The organism is Anaerobacillus alkaliphilus, assembly GCF_004116265.1.
Lineage (GTDB): Bacteria > Bacillota > Bacilli > Bacillales > Anaerobacillaceae > Anaerobacillus > Anaerobacillus alkaliphilus.
In genome coordinates, this window is the sequence record NZ_QOUX01000047.1 from 326,445 (window position 1) to 344,754 (window position 18,310).

At 36.5% G+C, this 18,310-nt stretch carries 23 protein-coding genes and 1 riboswitch; of the genes, 18 read left to right on the plus strand and 5 right to left on the minus strand.

What is annotated here, in order from left to right:
* Nucleotides 1–72: 72 nt before the first annotated feature.
* A complete protein-coding gene (locus DS745_RS21950; protein ID WP_129080380.1) occupies nucleotides 73–552 on the minus strand; it encodes a CarD family transcriptional regulator in 480 nt (159 codons plus the stop codon).
* A 163-nt stretch (nucleotides 553–715) separates the two neighbouring features.
* Entirely contained in the window at nucleotides 716–910 is a 195-nt protein-coding gene (locus DS745_RS21955) for a hypothetical protein (protein WP_129080381.1), read from the minus strand.
* Between the two features lie 105 nt (nucleotides 911–1,015).
* Between DS745_RS21955 and DS745_RS21960 the strand changes: the two genes are divergently transcribed.
* From DS745_RS21960 to DS745_RS21980, 5 genes are all read left to right on the plus strand, one after another.
* Nucleotides 1,016–1,264 (plus strand): hypothetical protein, encoded by a 249-nt coding sequence (locus tag DS745_RS21960; protein WP_129080382.1) that lies wholly within the window; start codon nucleotides 1,016–1,018, stop codon nucleotides 1,262–1,264.
* A 324-nt stretch (nucleotides 1,265–1,588) separates the two neighbouring features.
* Nucleotides 1,589–2,002 (plus strand): fluoride efflux transporter FluC, encoded by a 414-nt coding sequence (locus DS745_RS21965; RefSeq protein WP_129080383.1) that lies wholly within the window; start codon nucleotides 1,589–1,591, stop codon nucleotides 2,000–2,002.
* A complete protein-coding gene (gene crcB / locus DS745_RS21970) occupies nucleotides 1,999–2,382 on the plus strand; it encodes a fluoride efflux transporter CrcB (RefSeq protein ID WP_129080384.1) in 384 nt (127 codons plus the stop codon). Before DS745_RS21965 ends, crcB begins: the two co-directional genes overlap by 4 nt.
* A 121-nt stretch (nucleotides 2,383–2,503) precedes the next feature.
* A complete protein-coding gene (gene modA, locus DS745_RS21975) occupies nucleotides 2,504–3,289 on the plus strand; it encodes a molybdate ABC transporter substrate-binding protein (protein WP_129080385.1) in 786 nt (261 codons plus the stop codon).
* A 240-nt stretch (nucleotides 3,290–3,529) separates the two neighbouring features.
* On the plus strand, nucleotides 3,530–4,003 hold the full coding sequence (locus DS745_RS21980; RefSeq protein ID WP_129080386.1) for a hypothetical protein: 474 nt from the start codon (nucleotides 3,530–3,532) through the stop codon (nucleotides 4,001–4,003).
* 55 nt (nucleotides 4,004–4,058) lie between these two features.
* On the opposite strand, the gene DS745_RS21985 is transcribed toward DS745_RS21980, so the two are convergent.
* Nucleotides 4,059–4,694 carry a class I SAM-dependent DNA methyltransferase gene (locus tag DS745_RS21985; protein WP_129080387.1) on the minus strand — a complete coding sequence of 212 codons (636 nt, stop codon included), beginning with the start codon at nucleotides 4,692–4,694 and terminating at the stop codon, nucleotides 4,059–4,061.
* A 266-nt stretch (nucleotides 4,695–4,960) separates the two neighbouring features.
* Between DS745_RS21985 and DS745_RS21990 the strand changes: the two genes are divergently transcribed.
* The 10 genes from DS745_RS21990 to DS745_RS22035 all read left to right on the plus strand — a co-directional run bounded on the left by DS745_RS21990 (nucleotide 4,961) and on the right by DS745_RS22035 (nucleotide 13,138).
* Nucleotides 4,961–5,413 carry an S-ribosylhomocysteine lyase gene (locus tag DS745_RS21990; RefSeq protein ID WP_196121308.1) on the plus strand — a complete coding sequence of 151 codons (453 nt, stop codon included), beginning with the start codon at nucleotides 4,961–4,963 and terminating at the stop codon, nucleotides 5,411–5,413.
* A 43-nt stretch (nucleotides 5,414–5,456) separates the two neighbouring features.
* On the plus strand, nucleotides 5,457–6,383 hold the full coding sequence (locus tag DS745_RS21995) for a PLP-dependent cysteine synthase family protein (protein ID WP_129080389.1): 927 nt from the start codon (nucleotides 5,457–5,459) through the stop codon (nucleotides 6,381–6,383).
* Nucleotides 6,380–7,513, plus strand: coding sequence for a bifunctional cystathionine gamma-lyase/homocysteine desulfhydrase (locus DS745_RS22000; RefSeq protein WP_129080390.1), 1,134 nt, complete (start codon nucleotides 6,380–6,382; stop codon nucleotides 7,511–7,513). Before DS745_RS21995 ends, DS745_RS22000 begins: the two co-directional genes overlap by 4 nt.
* 399 nt (nucleotides 7,514–7,912) lie before the next feature.
* The gene (locus DS745_RS22005) at nucleotides 7,913–8,092 is read left to right on the plus strand and encodes a YezD family protein (RefSeq protein WP_129080391.1); all 180 of its coding nucleotides are present in this window, start codon (nucleotides 7,913–7,915) and stop codon (nucleotides 8,090–8,092) included.
* Between the two features lie 26 nt (nucleotides 8,093–8,118).
* On the plus strand, nucleotides 8,119–9,186 hold the full coding sequence (locus DS745_RS22010; protein WP_241657905.1) for a sulfate ABC transporter substrate-binding protein: 1,068 nt from the start codon (nucleotides 8,119–8,121) through the stop codon (nucleotides 9,184–9,186).
* Nucleotides 9,187–9,288: 102 nt separating this feature from the next.
* Nucleotides 9,289–10,122: a sulfate ABC transporter permease subunit CysT gene (gene cysT / locus DS745_RS22015; RefSeq protein ID WP_421721844.1), complete on the plus strand. Its 834-nt coding sequence runs from the start codon at nucleotides 9,289–9,291 to the stop codon at nucleotides 10,120–10,122.
* A 15-nt stretch (nucleotides 10,123–10,137) separates the two neighbouring features.
* Entirely contained in the window at nucleotides 10,138–11,025 is an 888-nt protein-coding gene (gene cysW, locus DS745_RS22020; RefSeq protein ID WP_129080392.1) for a sulfate ABC transporter permease subunit CysW, read from the plus strand.
* The gene (locus DS745_RS22025) at nucleotides 11,015–12,091 is read left to right on the plus strand and encodes a sulfate/molybdate ABC transporter ATP-binding protein (RefSeq protein WP_129080393.1); all 1,077 of its coding nucleotides are present in this window, start codon (nucleotides 11,015–11,017) and stop codon (nucleotides 12,089–12,091) included. The genes cysW and DS745_RS22025 overlap by 11 nt, the downstream gene beginning before the upstream one ends.
* Before the next feature lie 125 nt (nucleotides 12,092–12,216).
* On the plus strand, nucleotides 12,217–12,387 hold the full coding sequence (locus DS745_RS22030) for a Fur-regulated basic protein FbpA (protein WP_129080394.1): 171 nt from the start codon (nucleotides 12,217–12,219) through the stop codon (nucleotides 12,385–12,387).
* 466 nt (nucleotides 12,388–12,853) lie between these two features.
* Nucleotides 12,854–13,138, plus strand: a complete 285-nt coding sequence (locus DS745_RS22035) for a hypothetical protein (protein ID WP_129080719.1) — start codon at nucleotides 12,854–12,856, stop codon at nucleotides 13,136–13,138.
* Between the two features lie 120 nt (nucleotides 13,139–13,258).
* Here the strand turns inward: DS745_RS22035 and DS745_RS22040 are convergent, their stop codons facing one another.
* Complete coding sequence (locus DS745_RS22040; protein ID WP_129080395.1) at nucleotides 13,259–14,515, minus strand: ABC transporter permease; 1,257 nt, start codon at nucleotides 14,513–14,515, stop codon at nucleotides 13,259–13,261.
* A complete protein-coding gene (locus DS745_RS22045) occupies nucleotides 14,508–15,410 on the minus strand; it encodes an ABC transporter ATP-binding protein (RefSeq protein WP_129080396.1) in 903 nt (300 codons plus the stop codon). Before DS745_RS22045 ends, DS745_RS22040 begins: the two co-directional genes overlap by 8 nt.
* Nucleotides 15,411–15,586: 176 nt before the next feature.
* Here DS745_RS22045 and DS745_RS22050 point away from each other — a divergent pair, with 176 nt between their 5' ends.
* The 3 genes from DS745_RS22050 (at nucleotide 15,587) to DS745_RS22060 (ending at nucleotide 18,288) form a co-directional block, all read left to right on the plus strand.
* Entirely contained in the window at nucleotides 15,587–15,967 is a 381-nt protein-coding gene (locus DS745_RS22050) for a VOC family protein (RefSeq protein WP_129080397.1), read from the plus strand.
* A gap of 71 nt (nucleotides 15,968–16,038) precedes the next feature.
* Nucleotides 16,039–16,182, plus strand: a riboswitch (cyclic di-AMP (ydaO/yuaA leader).
* A 91-nt stretch (nucleotides 16,183–16,273) separates the two neighbouring features.
* Nucleotides 16,274–16,930, plus strand: a complete 657-nt coding sequence (locus DS745_RS22055; protein ID WP_129080398.1) for a potassium channel family protein — start codon at nucleotides 16,274–16,276, stop codon at nucleotides 16,928–16,930.
* A 2-nt stretch (nucleotides 16,931–16,932) separates the two neighbouring features.
* Nucleotides 16,933–18,288, plus strand: a complete 1,356-nt coding sequence (locus DS745_RS22060; protein ID WP_129080399.1) for a TrkH family potassium uptake protein — start codon at nucleotides 16,933–16,935, stop codon at nucleotides 18,286–18,288.
* The last annotated feature ends 22 nt before the right edge of the window (nucleotides 18,289–18,310 follow it).

Below are 18,310 nucleotides of genomic sequence, written 5' to 3' on the forward strand. Positions count from 1 at the left end.
AGGTCCAAGCCTTCCGCTTTTCTTATTTTTAGGCAAAAAAAAAACTCTAATCAGAGCTTCTTTACTTAAGCATTATTCGTTTATACATATCGCACTGTTTAACATTTCAACAGCTTCCAGCTGATCGATTCCTTTTACAAGCATTAGTTCACTAATCAGTATTTCTTGAGCATTATCTAATAGGCGTTTGTCTACGGAAGCAAGAGCTCGTTTCTTCTTCATCTTTAGAAGATCGCGGATTACTTGAGCACCTTCATAAATATTGCCACTTTTAATCATTTTAACGTGAATACGGTAGCGCTGTGTTCGGTTTGGATGAGTTTCTTCACTTTCTTCTTCATGAAAGCTTGCTAATACGTCGTCCATAGTTGTTGAATCCACGACTCGTCGAATTCCTATATTCGTTGTCATAGGAAACATCACCTGAATTTTGTTAATCGACAACATATAATAAAGCTGTTTCGTGCCAAGTATTTCTTTTTCTTCAATAGACTCAATAATACCTGCACCGTGAGTCGGATAAATGATCTTTTCTCCTATTTGAAAATCCATAGCATCACCACCAGTTAGAATAACTAATGATACCATGATATAGATAAATAAGCAAATTTATTATAATAACATATTTTTAATAATCGTGTCAACGATGTTTTTTGTTGTTTTTTCGGAAATAATATTTAGTTTTTTCGTGCCTAGGAAACCTATTGTTCTGGGATTAATAATCTTTTTTAACAATGCTTGTGATATTCCCTTGTGCCAGGTTTTTTTGCCCACTTATTGTAAAACCTGTGCTTGTTTTTATTGAAGAGTTCCAATTGTATTGGAGGTTATCTCCTACAAAAACACCCGAGTTCGTATCGATGATATTTACATTTATACTTTGTAAGATTACATTTGTAGTTTTCTTCATAATAGAAGCTCTCACCTCAAATTAATTTATTCCTAAATTTTAAAAACGTTCCTGCTCACGTTTAGTATGTCGTTGAATACGTTAGTATTGTGAGGAGTGATCACTTTGGCCATTAATTTTGTTCTTGGTGCAGTAAATGTAAACGTTAATAATACAAATGCAGGTGTTTTTATTGGTCAGAACAGTCAATCGAACTGGGATTCTCATCAAAAAAGGATGCCTGCCATTGGAGTGGTAAATGGAATTTCTAACATTTCTGCAGGAAATATTGCCTCTCAAATTGACAATGACCTAGCGGATATGGTGTGGAATGAATTAGAGAATGTTCCAAGTCCTAATTCGCAAGCCTTATAGTTTTCAAACATACCTTTAATTCAGACTCATGATTTTTGAGTCTGATTTTTCTGTTCAGAAACTTCACACTTCAACTATAATTCCATCTTGTCTTACATAGAATAAATTCCAATTCTGTTGAAGAACTAAAACGTGCGTATGCTGATATCATCCGAACTGCCGACCAGCTTTCAAAGCTTATTTTATAGGTTAGATAGAAAACACTCATTCATTTGGGTGTTTTTATGTTTAAACAACCAACTTTTTTACGCTAGATAAAAAGTTGGTCTTATAGCTGAGTTTATTTGTATAATATATGTAATAAATTTTAAGGAGCTATTTTTATTGAGTGAGCATGCGAAAAATATTATTGCGGTAGGGGTAGGTGCAGCTATCGGCACTATTTCTCGATATTCATTAAATCTTTTAACACTTGAGTCTGGTTATCCCTATGGAACCATCATTGAAAATTTATTTGGCAGTTTACTTTTAGGTTTTTTAACCGCTTGGTTCTTTGTTTTTGTACCGAAGGAATGGGTAAGAACGGGACTAGGAGTTGGTTTATGTGGTGGCTTTACGACGATGTCGACGTTAGCAGCAGACACGTCATTTTTAATGAACCATTATACGGTTTTTGATGCGGGGTTGTACGTGTTTGGCACTATGTTTGGTGGAATTATACTTGCATTCATTGGGTATCGTGCAGGATCAGTAATAGCTAAGAAAACCAGACAAAAGAAAGAGGTGAATCCAGCATGAAACTACTGCTATTAGTGGTTGGAGGCTCCATAGGAGCGATTTCACGTTATTTATTAGGATCGGCCTTTATGAAACGTTACCCTAACCCTCCAATTCCGATTGCGATGTTATTTGTTAACTTAGTAGGCTCTTTAGGTTTGGGACTATTTTTCGGTCTTTCCTTTGGTGGAACGCCACTAGGAGCGTATGATGATCCACTTTATTTAGCAATCGGCATAGGTTTCTTTGGTGCATTTACAACCTTTTCTACTTTTAGTGTGGAAGCCATCCAACTTTCTATCAAGAAACAATGGAAAAAGCTAACGGCGTATCTTTCACTTAGTATCGTTGGGTCAATTGTTTGTTTTTTTATTGGATTACATGTAGGTAGTTTCTTGTAAGCTCTACCATTAAATAAAATATAAGAAATTACACTTAACAATCTGTTCACAAGTCCTTGGTTTTTTATCTAAATTTATTAGTATAATATATTTAATAAATTTGAAGGAGATATATGTACTCATGGTAAAAAAGAAATTTATACTTACAGTATTTTTGGTAGTTTTGTTATTCATCGCAGGTTGCGAAGATCAGTCTTCAGACAATGACGCTAGAGAAGAATTAACAGTGGCTGCAGCATCAGATTTAACGCTTGCTTTTAGCGAAGTTGGCCGGCTTTTTGAAGAAGAAACAGGCACAAAAGTTGTCTTTTCATTTGGTTCGACGGGACAATTGGCAGACCAAATTGAACATGGTGCACCATTTGACATATTCGCAGCTGCAAATAAGAAATTTATTGAAAACTTAAATGAAAAGGATCTCCTTCTAACTGACACTATGCAAACTTACGCATTTGGACGTATCGGAATTGCAACAAGAGCAGATAGTCAATTACAAGTTGAACAAATAGAGGATCTACTAAAATCAGAAGTAGTTAAGGTAGCAATTGCAAATCCTGAACATGCTCCATATGGTCTGGCTGCAAAACAAGCATTTGAAACAACTGGTGTATGGGACGAGTTAGAAGAAAAGCTTGTATTTGGTAGAAATATCTCAGACACTCTTACGTATATTGAAACCGGAAATGCTGAGGTGGCGATCATTGCACTTTCGCTAGTAAAAAAAGATGAAGTTAATTTTCATATCATTGATGAGCAAATGCATGCTCCTTTAGAGCAAATGTTAGCCATTACAAAGGCAACAAAACAAGAGGAAATCGCTCGCGAATTTACGAGTTTTATCTTCGGTCCAATTGGCAAACCGATTATGGAGAGCTACGGATTTATCGTTCCTACCCAATCACAATAAAGGTACTAGTAACAAAAAAAGCAGCCATTTCCCTAAACTTAAGGGAAATGGCTGCTTTTTTGAAATTACTTAAGGGACCCAACAAAGTAGTAATACAATAACCAAACGGGCTGTTAATTCACAAAAAATCTTCATGTAAATCCTACCCAATTCAGGGAATAAAATTAAAATGACAATTACTATTAACGAACCTATAATGAACTAGTCCAAAGACAATTCAGCTTGAAAAGAGGAACCAGAGTGTCAAAAAAACTTTTAGGTATCATTCCATTATTATTTATTGGTTATTTTGTATTTCAGAATCTATCTGGAAATACTGATTTAATGCTAACGTATTTAGAGGAAAGCGACGAATTAGCGCATGAGTATTATTTTCTGTTGGAAAATGAAGCTCAAATTGACAATGAGGAAGAGCTAGAAAACTTTACTCGTGTGGTTCTGATTCCTTCATTAGAAGAGATCATAACTAAGTCTGAAGCTTACGGAGAGACAATCGAGAAAGAAGAGTTGAAAAGTGTTCATATGATCCATAATGATGCACTAAAAAAGCATCTCGAAGCAGAAATTGCCTGGGTTGAAGGCAACGAAAATCAAGCAATGGAACTGTACGGAGAGTCTGATATGCTATTTTTTGAATATGAAGAAGAATTAAATAAACTCGCCAAAAAATGGGGAGTAGAAATTGAATGGGAAGAATGGGAAGAAGAAGTATAAATAGTAAAAGTAGCCGTGCTTAACGGCTACTTTTCTTTGTAGTAATTAAAACAACTTAGAGCTTTGTTGCATCAATCATCCAAACAAAAGGATTTAACTGTTCGAATTGTACTGAAAATCCATTTGCTTCAAAGATACTTCGTAAAACTGGAATAGTCGTATAGTATTCTGTTTCTAAATCTTGTGCTAGGTTTAGAAATCCTTTTTTCTTAGATGACTGAATGACATCAGCTTTTGTTGCTTCACTTTCAAAGACAGTGTCTGCAAAAACAACTTTGCCATTCTTAGCAAGTAAACTACTATACTTAGAAACTGCTTCTGCTTTTTCAGCATCGGTCAGATGATGGAATGCATATGTGCTAACAAAAGCATCAATTGACATATCAGTTTGAAACTCTAGAAAGTCACCATTTACTATGGTTGCATTAGACAATTTCTCTTCAGCTTTTTCTCTCATTGTAGTAGATGGTTCAAAGCCAACAACACGATGACCGTTTTCCAAAAGTTTTATAGTTAGATTTCCTGTGCCCACTCCGAATTCAACGATATTTCCTTTTACACGATCTGTAACTGCTTGAAGGATTTCATCGTAATTCGAGAAAACTTCTTCATATTCAAGGTCTTTCCCTGACACTGAATGATCGTAAGATTCTGCCCAATTATCAAATAGTTCAACGAATTCACGTCCCATGAGCCTAACACTCTCCAATGCTATAAAGTATATAAATCCTATAAGCATAGTATGATATAATTTTTAAATTTGCAACAATTAATATACAAAAAAACTATAATTTTATTGCTAAATCCACTAAAGTAAAGACCTGGTATGATTTTAACCTGAAAATAATAATGCGAATATAATGTTAAAACTAATTGACAAATTGTATTTTAAAACATACTATACAGGTAGGAATAATAAATATATAGATTGGAGAGGTTATCGTGGAGATTAAAAAAATGAACGTTGAAAGTTTTAATTTAGATCATACAAAAGTAGTTGCTCCATATGTAAGACTTGCGGGCGTGAGTGAAGGACAACATGGAGATAAACTTTTTAAATATGACATACGCTTTACACAACCAAACAAGGAACACATGGAAATGCCGTCTTTACACTCATTAGAGCATTTAATGGCAGAGTTAGTTCGTAATCATCACCAAACGATTTTTGATGTTAGTCCAATGGGGTGTCAAACTGGATTCTATCTATCGGTGATTAATGATGATAGTTATGAAACAGTCTTAGAAATTCTTGAAAAAACGTTAGAAGATGTGTTGGTTGCAACCGAAGTACCTGCTTGTAATGAAGTACAATGTGGTTGGGCTGCTAGTCATAGCTTGGAAGGTGCGCAAGAGATTGCCAAAAAAATGCTAGCGAAAAAAGACCAATGGAGAAATGTTTTCTCATAAACTATGAAGTTAGTAAAAGAGCTTCCAAAAGGGGTGCTTGCATGTGAAGTATTACAATAACATAAAAGAATTAATCGGTGGTACACCAATTGTAAAAATAAATCAGCTTGATGTTCCGAACGGAGTGAACGTATTCGTGAAATTAGAGTACTTTAATCCTGGTGGAAGTGTGAAAGATCGTTTAGGCAAGAAGTTACTTCAAGGGGCGCTTGAAGCTAGACAACTTCAAGAAGATGGGGTTGTGATCGAGCCTACAGCCGGTAACACAGGGATCGGGTTAGCATTAGCAGCCGCAGGAACGAAGATTAAGGTCATATGCGTCGTACCACAAAAATTCAGTATGGAAAAACAAACATTGATGAGGGCGTTAGGTGCTACCGTTATTAATACTCCAACCTCAGAAGGGATGGAGGGAGCAATAAACAAAACAAAAGAATTATTGAAGGAAATTCCTAACTCATATAGCCCTCAACAATTTACCAATGAAAATAATCCTACTACGTATTTTGAAACTTTAGGTCCAGAATTGTACGAAGACCTTGATGGGAACATTGACATCTTTGTGGCTGGAGCTGGGACTGGCGGAACGTTTATGGGAACCGCAAAATATTTAAAGTCAAAAAATAAGCAAATAAAGACTGTTATAGTTGAACCTGAAGGCTCAATTTTAAACGGTGGTATTTCAGGACCACATCGAACAGAAGGAATTGGAATGGAGTTTTTACCTCCTTATATGGACACAGCTTATTTTGACAGTATTTATACAATTTCTGATGAAGCAGCATTTAAACGAGTTAGTGAACTGGCTATTCATGAAGGAATGTTAGTAGGTAGCTCTTCAGGGGCGGCATTTGAAGCAGTCATAAGAGAAGCTCAAAAATCTCCTCCAGGTACAAACATTGTTACTGTATTTCCAGATAGTAGCGAGCGTTATTTAAGTAAAAATATATATGAAGGTGATATTAGATGAGAAAAAAAACACAGATGATTCATGGAGGAATTCCTAGAGATGAACAAACTGGAGCTGTATCCATACCGATCCATCATGCTAGTACTTTTAAACAAGATGGTGTAGGAAACTTTGTGTATGAGTATGCAAGGACTGGTAATCCAACAAGACATGCATTAGAAGAATTAATTAAGGATATCGAAGGTGGATATCGTGGGTTTGCATTTGGTTCAGGAATGGCTGCCATTTCTGCTGTGATGAATTTATTTTCTTCAGGTGATCATGTTATTTTTACAGATGATGTGTATGGCGGCTCGTATCGTTTAATGACAAAGGTGTTAACGAAATACAATATTGAAGTAACTTTTGTGGACACAAGTGACATTCAAGAGGTAGAAGCTGCAGTACGAGACAATACCAAAGCTATTTATGTCGAAACACCTACAAATCCACTATTAAAGATTACAGATATAGCCAGCATTTCAAACTTAGCAAAAGCAAAAAATCTACTTATGATTGTCGACAATACCTTTAGTACACCATACTGGCAAAATCCACTTGACCTAGGCGCAGATATCGTATTGCATAGTGCCACAAAATATTTAGGTGGACATAGTGATGTTGTTGCAGGACTCGTTGTTGTTAACTCTGAAAAGCTTGCCACTGATCTTCATTTCATTCAAAATTCTATCGGTGCAATCTTAGGACCTCAAGATAGCTGGCTATTAATAAGAGGAATAAAAACACTAGCGATTCGAATGGAAGAAATTGAAGAGAATGCAAAGAAAGTAGCTAATTTCCTTGTAAACCATCGACAAATTTCAAAAGTGTATTATCCTGGTTTTGAAAGTCATAAAGGTCACACGATTCACTTAGAGCAAGCCAGAGGTTTCGGAGGAATGATTTCTTTTGACGTGGGTAGCAATGACAAAGCAGAAGATGTATTAAAGAAAGTAAAGTATTTTACATTGGCAGAAAGCTTAGGTGCTGTTGAGAGCTTAATTTCCTTACCAGCAAAAATGACACACGCATCTATTCCTCGCGAACGCCGCCTAGAACTAGGAATTACTGATGGCTTAATTAGAATTTCGGTAGGCTTAGAGGATGTTGAAGATTTAATTGAAGATTTACAATCAGCTTTACAAGATTAATAGCCAATATTTAGTAGGATTTTGTTGGGAAAGTAACTATATTGCGTTTAAATTCTTACTTGACAGATAAGAATTATCAGAATAATATAAGTAATATAAATTTAGAAAAAAGTAATGCTGATCGGTCACCCGAAGGCTTGTACTCACTTAAATGATAAAGTGAGTATAAGTCTTTTTTGTTTTTAACCCTTACAGCCATAACTAAATTCTGCAGCTAATTATGCTTTTAATTCTGAGTTTACATATGTGTTTAATTGGTGAGGGGCAAGCTGGAAATTTAATTTAGATTTTGAGGAGGTGATGTATGCTAGCAAATCAACTATATGGATGGTTGAGACCATTGGCAAACCTAAATTTTATTTCTGTAAAAAACGCTAGAGTAGATAGGAGGAACTTTCAATGGCTAATGCGGATATCGAGAAACTCGAAAAAATTAAATCGTACATTGAAGGAATTGAATTTGGATCGGTTGTTGTTACCATACATGATGGGAAAATTACGCAAATAGATCGGAACGAGAAAATTAGATTTTCATTCGAAAAGAAGAAGGAGCACCCTGATAATTCTAAATTAAGATAAAAAAAATAACTAAGGAGTGAAACAGCATGAACAAAGTAATGAAACGACTTACATCAAGTGTTTTTCAAATTAGCTTAGCAGGTATTTTATTAGTAGGGTGCTCTCAAAGTACAAATAACGCAGAAGTCGGGAATTCAGGCCAAGCGACTACTAAAGAGGCGAAAACAATAGAACTACTAAATGTCTCGTATGATCCTACGCGCGAGTTTTACCGGGAGTTTAATCAGGAGTTTGCAGAATTTTGGGAAGAGAAAACTGGAACTAAAGTGACGATACAACAATCTCACGGGGGGTCAGGCAGTCAAGGAAGATCCGTCATAGACGGTTTAGAAGCAGATGTGGTTACCCTAGCCTTAGCCTACGATATAGATGCTATACACGAGGCGAGAAATTTACTCCCTGCAAATTGGCAAGAGCGCCTAGAAAATAATTCATCGCCTTATACATCGACCATAGTTTTTTTAGTTCGGAAAGGCAATCCAAAAGGAATAAAGGATTGGGATGATATTGTTAAAGAAGGTGTTTCTGTAATTACACCAAATCCGAAAACATCAGGTGGTGCGAGATGGAATTATCTCGCAGCATGGGGTTATGCGCTTGAAGAATACGGGACAGAAGAAGCTGCCATTAACTTCGTAACAAAATTATACAAGAACGTTGCAGTACTTGATTCGGGGGCAAGAGGAGCAACTACGACATTCGTAGAACGAGGTATAGGTGATGTTTTCTTGTCTTGGGAAAACGAAGCATTTTTAGCGGTTAATGAACTAGGTGAAGATCAATTTGAAATTGTAGTACCTTCAATTAGCATATTAGCTGAACCTCCTGTGACAGTGGTTGATACAGTCGTTGATAAGAAGGGAACACGGGAAGTTGCTGAAGCATACTTAGAATTCCTCTACACTGAAGAAGGGCAAGAGTTGGCAGCTAAGCATTATTATCGACCGAGAAATGAGCAAGTACTTGCAAAATACGCAGACTTTTTCCCGGAGATCAATTTGTTTACAATTGACGAATTCTTTGGTGGCTGGCAAAAAGCACAAAAAGAGCATTTTAATGATGGTGGTTATTTTGATCGAATTTATCAGCCATAGTTTCAAAACTCAGTGGGGTATAAAGCCCCACTGAGTTCTAATAGAACAACAGTAAAACCTAAATTTAGGTTTATTTTTTACATGATGATGGGAGTGACAGTATTGAAAGGTTGGCGGTTTAAAGAACATAGTATATTACCAGGATTTGGGCTTACTTTTGGTTTTACGATGTTCTATTTAGGGTTGATAATAATTCTTCCACTCTCAATGGTGTTTATCAATACAGCTTCAATGGGCTGGAGTGATTTTTGGTCGACTATTACTGAACCGAGAGTTGTGGCTTCATATAAACTTAGTTTTGGGTCAGCTTTTGTTGCGGCAACAATTAATGCAGTGTTCGGTGTTTTAATAGCATGGGTCTTAGTTAGGTATCAATTCCCAGGTAAAGCTTTCATTGATGGCCTAGTTGATTTACCATTCGCCTTGCCAACTGCTGTCGCCGGAATTGCATTGACAACTCTATACACTACAAACGGTTGGGTGGGGAAATACCTAGACATATTTGGAATTAAAGTTGCATTTACCCCGCTAGGTGTCATTGTGGCGTTAACTTTTATTGGTCTACCATTCGTAGTTAGGATTGTTCAACCTGTACTTATTAACATGGATAAAGAAATAGAAGAGGCTTCTGCCAGTTTAGGAGCTAATCGTTGGATGACATTTAGAAAGGTCATTTTTCCTCTTCTCATTCCAGCCATCTTAACTGGATTTGCCCTTGCTTTTGCTAGAGCACTTGGCGAGTATGGATCTGTTGTGTTCATCGCAGGTAATCTTCCAATGAAAACAGAGATTACCCCGTTAATGATTATGACAAAGTTAGAACAGTATGATTATGAAGGTGCTACTGCTATTGCAGCATTCATGCTTGTTATTTCATTTTTGATGTTATTCATCATAAATTTAATCCAGTGGTGGAGTAATAAACGTCACGCATAAAGGAGAGTGAGAAAGATGGCTGGAACGTTACCTGCTACAAATCGTGGTTCATCTACTATTGCATTAGGACCAACAACAGAATCGCCTTGGATAAGAAGAATATTAATAACAATTGCATTGTTGTTTTTACTACTATTTCTTGTTTTACCTTTGGCAGCAATTTTTATTAGAGGTTTTGAACAAGGCTTATCGGTGTATATAGCTTCTATAACTGAACCTGACGCATTATCTGCAATTAAACTGACTTTACTCGTTGTAGTTATTGTAGTTCCATTAAACACATTATTTGGCATTGCAGCAGCTTGGTGTATCTCAAAGTTTCAGTTTAAGGGAAAAAATTTATTAATGACATTCATCGATTTACCATTTTCCGTATCGCCAGTTATTGCAGGTCTTGTATTTATCTTGTTGTTTAGTGCTCATGGTGTTTTTGGACCATGGTTACTAGAACATGGGTTTCGGATTATTTTTTCTGTACCAGGAATAGTGCTAGCAACAATTTTTGTAACTGTACCATTTGTTGCAAGAGAGTTAATACCTGTTATGCAAGCACAAGGAACAGCGGAAGAAGAAGCTTCTTTAACGCTAGGGGCAAATGGTTGGAAAACGTTTTTATATGTAACTCTTCCTAATATCAAATGGGGATTATTATATGGAATGATCCTATGTAATGCTCGAGCCATAGGGGAGTTTGGTGCTGTTTCTGTAGTTTCTGGTCATATTCGTGGATTAACAAATACGATGCCACTTCATATTGAAATTCTATACAATGAATATCAGTTTACTGCCGCTTTTGCTGTTGCGTCACTAATGTCTATTTTAGCGATTATTTCATTAATTTTAAAACACTTCATTGAATGGAAAACCGAGAAAGGAAGAGGAGGCTCTAGCCATGTCCATTAACATTCACAACATATCAAAATCATTTGGTTCTTTTGCTGCACTCAATGATATTAATCTATCAATTAAAACGGGTGAGTTAGTCGCTCTTCTCGGACCATCAGGGTCAGGAAAGACCTCCTTACTACGAATTATCGCTGGTTTAGAAGAGCCAAATCAAGGTTCCATCTTTTTTGAAGAAGAAAATGTAACAAAAGTTAAAACAAAAGAAAGAAATGTTGGCTTTGTTTTTCAACATTATGCGTTGTTTTCACATATGTCTGTAGCTGATAACATCTCTTATGGCTTAAGAGTTCGTTCAAGAAAAACAAGACCCTCAAAACAGAAAATTCAAGAGAAAGTAAATGAGTTATTATCTTTAGTGAAACTAGAAGGATTGCAAGATCGCTATCCAGCTCAGTTATCAGGTGGGCAAAGGCAAAGAGTGGCTTTAGCAAGAGCATTAGCTGTTGAACCTAGAGTCCTATTACTTGATGAACCGTTCGGTGCGTTAGATGCGAAAGTTAGAAAAGAACTACGCCGTTGGTTGCGCAGATTACATGATGAATTCCAAGTGACAACCGTATTTGTTACACATGACCAAGAAGAGGCACTTGATGTTGCAGATCGGGTGGTTGTGATGAGTAATGGCAAGATTGAACAAGTTGGCAAACCTGATGAAGTGTATGAGCAGCCGAATAGTCCATTTGTTTATGACTTTTTAGGTAACGTAAATATCTTTAAGGGCCGTATTCACAAAGGAATAATGAACGTTGGTAATTTTGAATTGAATACACCGGAATTTACTGATAAAGAAGAGACCGAAGCATTTGGTTATGTCCGACCACACCAAATGGAAATTAAAAGAATTTTAGATAATCATAGTAACGCAATAGAGTCAGAAATTTCATACATTCATGCTGTTGGGCCGATTGTTTTTATTGAACTAAATCGTGTTGATACTCAAGAAATAGTTGAAGTCGAATTGACCAAAGAGCAGTTTGATGAACTAAAGTTAAAAGAAGGAGAACGTGTATTTGTAAAGCCGAAAGATCTAAAAGTATTTATACCTAGTGAGTACACAATTTAATAAATGTACTTAACAACTACCGGATGACCGGAGGGCCTATTTTCATATGAAAATGGCCTTTTTTACTAATATTTTATCATGGTAATTTATGGAGTATTAAGAAAAGAAGGGAGATATATTGTCTTATGGGTGAATTGAGAAATGCTGTAGAAGCAAGGAAAAAGAAGTTAATAATTAAAATAATTGCTTCAGGAATTTATAAAATCAATGATAGTCACCTATTTGAATGTACATTATCTGATATTGAGAAAATATATCAAAACTTAGCCTCCAAAAGGAAATCTTCTAGAATTTGATGGGGTAAGTGGGGGATGAGTGGCTCTTTAATTTATTGTCACGTTAATAAATAGAGTAAGAAGCAGAACAAAAACGGATGTTTTGAAATATATCCTAGTAGAAATGAGCCTATTTTCTGGTTTTTTCTATGGAAGCGGACACAGATGCACTTATTTTTGCGATTTTACTAGTTTTTTCGCTTTCGCGGACACAGATGCACTTATTTTACAATTTAAGCTCCATTTACAGCCAATTTAACTAAAATAACGTCCCCTGTGTCCGCGAAACTTGAAAAAAGGTTGTTTTTGAAAAAATAACGTCCTCTGTGTCCTCTAATACAGTCAAAACTGTAAACTAAGAACTCATCACTGAATTCAGCATATATCATGAAAATTTATTTTACATAAGACACTTACCCAAGAACATTTACCCACCACACATATACTTTAGTATAAAAATAGAGGAGGCTAAAAAGTGGAACATACGATCAATCACGGTCATTATACAACAGATCAGAGATTTGGATTAGGTGGATTTGGCCCGGGCTTTGGCTTTGGTCGCCCAGGCTTCGGTTTTGGGAGGCCAGGCTTTGGGTATGGTAGACCAGGCTTTGGGTATGGTAGACCAGGCTTTGGTTTTGGTGCACCGTTTGGATTTGGCGTACCGTTTTTAACAGGGTTAGCAGCTGGAGCATTACTAACTCCACCACCACCGGTATATGTTTATCCGCCATACCCGTACTATTATCCGCCATATCCTTACTATTACTAAGATAGTATAGATGTATCTAAACTAAATATCTTCGACAGGTAGCCGTCCAAGAGAATTAGAAAGAAAAAAGTAACGATTAAGCCCTTCTAAAAGGGAAGACCGTTACTTTTTTCTTATCACTTATTTTTCTTTTTTACCTAGAGTAAAAGCTTGCTTAAGACCTTCTTTAAATGAGAACTTCCCATACATTAGTACTCCGCCTTTGTAAATTCGTGCGGCAAAGATATTAATCAAAATTACACTAACGACAAGGATGCTAAGGATAAGGATAATTTCCCAGGCTGGTACCGCCGTCATTCCCATGCGAAGGAATAACAGCTGCGGGGTAAAGAACGGGATATAGGATAAAACTTGAATAAATGTAGCATCCGGCACGTTAAGACCGAACATAGACACGAACAAGGCAATCATTGCTAGAAATACTAACGGTTGAATCGCTTGGTTTACTTCTTCTGCACGGCTCACTAGAGCGCCTAGCATCGCAGCAACCCCACCATATAATAAGTACCCAAGTAATATTAACAAGATTGCATAACCGATCAGTGACATATCAATTACATCACCAAGCATTGTATCAAGAAATTGTTCACCACTAACTAGATAGCCAAGATATGCGGCTAGTAAAATCGCTCCTATGTTTACAAAACCTGAAAGTCCAATTCCGATAATTTTTCCAAACATTTGAGTGACAGGATTGACACTCGATACAATTAGCTCCATCACTCTTGACGATTTTTCTGTAGCAACTTCTGTCGCAATCATTGATCCAAATAAGATGATAATCATGTAGATCACAAAAACAAGTGCATAAACCATCCAGTATGATTGCATATGGCTTTCTTCAGTTCTTACATCGCCATTTTCCGCTAGAGGTAATTCGCTAAATTGAACAGGACTGTAAATCATCGCTAGTTCCGCTTCGTTTAAACCTAGTTCATTGGTAACGACTGTTTCTTTTACTCGTTGGATATCTAATCGAATTTGCTGACCTAATCGAAAGTCAGTTCCAGGTCCATATAATGTTGCTTCTAGATTTAATAGATCGCCCGATAAACCAAGAACAAACTCATAGTCATTATTTTCTACTTCCAACCGAGCAGATTCAATATCACCATCAGTATAGTTTACATAGAAAAATTCCCCAGTTTCATGCGAAAATAGCATTTCTGCAAACTCTTCATGTTCCGTTTCCATCACAACAGCAACCATTGTTTTTTCCTGCTCTTTGTCATCGTCACCTGAGAATAGGTCGATGATTGTACCAAGATTCATTAAAGCAAACACAATAATTGAAATAATGGCAGTCGACCAGATAAATGCTTTCGATTTCAGTCTTTTACTGGCAGTATGTGTGACGGTAATCCAAAAGTTATTCATCTGCATCACCCCCAACTTTATCTATGAAAATATCATGTAAAGACGGCTCTTCAATTTCAAATTTACGGACAAACCCTTTTTCCGTGATTTTTTGAAAAATATCTTCAGCAACTCGCTCGTTTTCTACTTTTACAGTCGCCCCGTCCCTGTGTTTTTCGATTTCAATCACACCAGAAATAGAGTGGATGAAATCAAGCTCATAATCGGCACGAATACTGATGCTTTTCATTCCATAAGAACGTTTAATATCTCGTAAGTTTCCTTGAAGCACTGGTTTGCCTCGTTTTAACATAATCAAGTCTTCACATAATTCTTCGACATTGCGCATTTGGTGACTTGAAAATACGATCGTCGTTCCAGTTTTTTGAAGGTCAAGGACCGCTTTTTTCAACATGTCAGAGTTGACTGGGTCAAGTCCACTAAAAGGTTCGTCTAATATGAGGAGCTCTGGCTTATGTAGGACTGCCGCTAGAAATTGAATTTTTTGTTGATTCCCTTTAGAAAGTTCTTCTAGTTTTTTATTTTCATATTCAGGAACTTGGAAGCGCTCAAGCCAATGACGCATTTCTTTGATGATCTCTGGCTTCTTCATTCCTTTAAGTCTCATCAGATAAATAAGTTGTTCCTTTACTGTTAGCTTAGGAAAGAGTCCTCGTTCTTCTGGAAGATAGCCAACTAGATGTGTTCGTTTATAGGTGATACGTTCACCATTCCAAGTAACCTGACCCTCCGTTGGATCTAGCAGTCCTAAAATCATGCGAAAAGAGGTCGTTTTGCCAGCTCCATTGGCACCAAGCATACCAAACATTTCTCCCTTTTCGACTTTTAATGTAACACCATCAACGGCAAGATGGTTATCAAACTTCTTCTTTATACCGTTAATTAGTAAAGTCATGTTATTTCTCCTTTCCTGTCTAAATCATAATCTATTATATAGTAATTACTTTGTTTAATACGATTAGAAATGGAATAAGTTTCAAAAAATTTGTAATAAGAAGAGGATGTTCTTGTTCAGAAGGTTTTTTCGTCGTTGATCTCGAAAAATAATAGAAAATAAGTTGGGGGTTGAAAATGAAATTATACCGAGTAATACTACCAGTTTCAGATATAGAGGAAGCAACAGTGTTTTATCGCAAACTTTTAAATATAGAAGGGAAGAGGGTTTCAACTGGTAGGCACTATTTTGACTGCGACGGAACCATCCTTGCCTGTTTCGATCCGAAAGCTGATGGAGATAATTATGAGGCACAGCCTAATCCTGATTATATCTATATTTCTGTCGCTAACCTTGAAGAGATATTTGAGAAAGTTTGTCAATGGAATACCGCTTTAGTAAAAGCCACGATTAAGGTTCAACCTTGGGGAGAGAAATCATTCTATATGAAAGATCCCTACGGAAACCCAATTTGTTTTGTGGATGAGAAGACGGTGTTTAGAGGGTTAAACAACTAAAAAATTATATTGACAAAGAAATAAAACAGGAGTAAATTAAGTTCCATAATAAAGATAAATTTAATACCTACACCTTTTATTCGCTGAATCTTTATGAGCGGGGGAACCACTTTAGATAGCAATTTCTATCTTGGGGTGAGTCTTACTTTTGTAAGAGGGGATACTCTCAATCCCTAATCCGACAGCTAACCTCGTAAGCGTTAACTAGTATCTTTTCGAGAGAAAGGTCTTAGGGTAACCCGAAGACCATTCTATTTGTGATGGTCTTTTTTCTATGGTGTGAGGTAAAGAGGAGACAAGAGAAAAATGAAAAAGCAGTTTGCAGTAATCGGACTTGGGAGATTTGGGGGAAGTGTTTGTAAAGAGCTTTATGAGATGGGGCACGAGGTTCTGGCAATTGATTTAAATGAAGACAAAGTTAACGATTTTACTAGATTTTCAACACACGCCGTTGTGGCAAATGCAACAGATGAAAGTACACTATTATCGCTAGGGATACGAAATTTCGAACACGTGATCGTGGCGATCGGTGACAACATTCAGGCAAGTATCTTATGTACGTTGCTTTTAAAGGAATTACAAGTAAAGCAAGTTTGGGTTAAAGCACAAAATCAATACCATCATAAGGTGGTTGAGAAAATTGGTGCAGACCGAATTATTCACCCGGAACATGATATGGGAGTTAGGATTGCTCATTATTTAGCTTCTGAGAAAATTATCGATTATATCGAGCTATCACCAGAATTTAGTATTGTCGAACTAATGGCCACGCAAAAAGTGTCTTATCAAACCATTGCTGATCTAGACATCCGTGCAAAATACGGATGTACAATACTAGGATTAAAACGTGGGGAAGACGTCATTATCTCACCGACCCCAGATCAACTAATCTTTGAAAAAGACATTATTATATTAATAGGCTCAAACAACGATATTAAAAGGTATCAGGAAGAAGGCCTATAATCATGTATACTCAAAAAAAAGGCATCAATATCCGACTTACGTCAATTCAAATGATTGTCTTATTTTACGTAGGAGCTGTCATAATTTCTACGATCCTATTTAGCCTTCCAATCGCCTTGAAACCTGGGGTTAATCTTAGTTTATTAGATACTATTTTCACCGCGGTTAGCGCCATTAGTGTTACAGGTTTAACTGTTGTTTCAACAGCTGATACATTTAGCGTACCAGGTACGTTTATTCTGGCATTCGTACTTCAATTTGGCGGGATTGGGATCATGACTCTAGGAACGTTCATTTGGCTTTTACTAGGGAAAAAAATTGGGTTAAGAGAACGCCAGTTAATTATGACTGATCAAAATAGAGGGACATTTGCTGGTCTTGTTCAATTAATGAAAGAAATTCTAAAACTAATACTACTGATTGAGTTTATTGGTGCTGTCATTTTAGGACTGTATTTTTTAACGTATTTTCCGACTTGGCAAGAAGCTTTCCTTCAAGGTTTTTTTGCGTCAGTTAGTGCAACGACGAATGCAGGATTTGATATAACTGGGCAGTCCTTAATTCCTTTTGCCAACGATTATTTTGTACAGACCGTTAACATCATCTTATTAATCCTCGGTGCCATTGGTTTTCCAGTGTTAATGGAAGTAAAAGATTTTATTAAAACTAGAAAGGAAAAGAAGAAGTTTTACTTTTCCCTTTTCACAAAATTAACAACGATTACCTTTTTCAGTTTAACAATTGTTGGGATGTTGTTGATTTTACTTTTCGATTGGTCAGGATTTTTAGGGGATAAGACTTGGCACGAAAAATTCTTTTATTCCTTATTTCAATCGGTTACGACGAGAAATGGCGGACTTGCGACAATGGACGTTAGTGAATTTTCAACGGCAACTCAGTTAGTTTTAAGCGCACTGATGTTTATAGGAGCATCGCCAAGTAGTGTAGGCGGTGGGATAAGAACGACAACATTTGCGATTGCTTTATTAGCCATTTTTTCATATTCACGCGGAAAGAAATCGGTCAAGGTCTTTCGAAGAGAATTAGATCCTGAAGATATCATTAAGTCGTTTGTGGTCATTTGTGTTGCCGTTTTTATTTGTGGGCTTGCGGTTGTTATCTTGTCAGCCTATGAGCCGTTCCCATTGATGCACATTATTTTCGAGGTAGCTTCTGCATTTGGAACCACAGGGTTATCGATGGGAATTACTCCTGAGTTGAGTGATGTTGGTAAACAAGTCATTATTGTCTTAATGTTTATTGGTAGGATTGGTATTTTTTCATTCTTATATATTGTAAGAGGAAAAGAGGCACACGACCATTTTCATTACCCAAAAGAAAAAGTAATTATTGGTTAACTAGAAGACTTAGTTCATTGCA

Bases quoted from the DNA above. Each gene is read 5' to 3' on its own strand.
- DS745_RS22030 (WP_129080394.1), top strand. From the start codon at position 12,217: ATGGGTGAATTGAGAAATGCTGTAGAAGCAAGGAAAAAGAAGTTAATA.
- cysW (WP_129080392.1), top strand. From the start codon at position 10,138: ATGGCTGGAACGTTACCTGCTACAAATCGTGGTTCATCTACTATTGCA.
- modA (WP_129080385.1), top strand. From the start codon at position 2,504: ATGGTAAAAAAGAAATTTATACTTACAGTATTTTTGGTAGTTTTGTTA.
- DS745_RS21985 (WP_129080387.1), bottom strand. From the start codon at position 4,694: ATGGGACGTGAATTCGTTGAACTATTTGATAATTGGGCAGAATCTTAC.
- DS745_RS22000 (WP_129080390.1), top strand. From the start codon at position 6,380: ATGAGAAAAAAAACACAGATGATTCATGGAGGAATTCCTAGAGATGAA.
- DS745_RS22005 (WP_129080391.1), top strand. From the start codon at position 7,913: ATGGCTAATGCGGATATCGAGAAACTCGAAAAAATTAAATCGTACATT.
- DS745_RS21990 (WP_196121308.1), top strand. From the start codon at position 4,961: ATGAACGTTGAAAGTTTTAATTTAGATCATACAAAAGTAGTTGCTCCA.
- crcB (WP_129080384.1), top strand. From the start codon at position 1,999: ATGAAACTACTGCTATTAGTGGTTGGAGGCTCCATAGGAGCGATTTCA.
- DS745_RS21950 (WP_129080380.1), bottom strand. From the start codon at position 552: ATGGATTTTCAAATAGGAGAAAAGATCATTTATCCGACTCACGGTGCA.
- DS745_RS22010 (WP_241657905.1), top strand. From the start codon at position 8,119: ATGAACAAAGTAATGAAACGACTTACATCAAGTGTTTTTCAAATTAGC.
- DS745_RS21955 (WP_129080381.1), bottom strand. From the start codon at position 910: ATGAAGAAAACTACAAATGTAATCTTACAAAGTATAAATGTAAATATC.
- DS745_RS22025 (WP_129080393.1), top strand. From the start codon at position 11,015: ATGTCCATTAACATTCACAACATATCAAAATCATTTGGTTCTTTTGCT.
- DS745_RS22060 (WP_129080399.1), top strand. From the start codon at position 16,933: ATGTATACTCAAAAAAAAGGCATCAATATCCGACTTACGTCAATTCAA.
- DS745_RS22040 (WP_129080395.1), bottom strand. From the start codon at position 14,515: ATGAATAACTTTTGGATTACCGTCACACATACTGCCAGTAAAAGACTG.
- DS745_RS22055 (WP_129080398.1), top strand. From the start codon at position 16,274: ATGAAAAAGCAGTTTGCAGTAATCGGACTTGGGAGATTTGGGGGAAGT.
- DS745_RS22045 (WP_129080396.1), bottom strand. From the start codon at position 15,410: ATGACTTTACTAATTAACGGTATAAAGAAGAAGTTTGATAACCATCTT.
- DS745_RS22050 (WP_129080397.1), top strand. From the start codon at position 15,587: ATGAAATTATACCGAGTAATACTACCAGTTTCAGATATAGAGGAAGCA.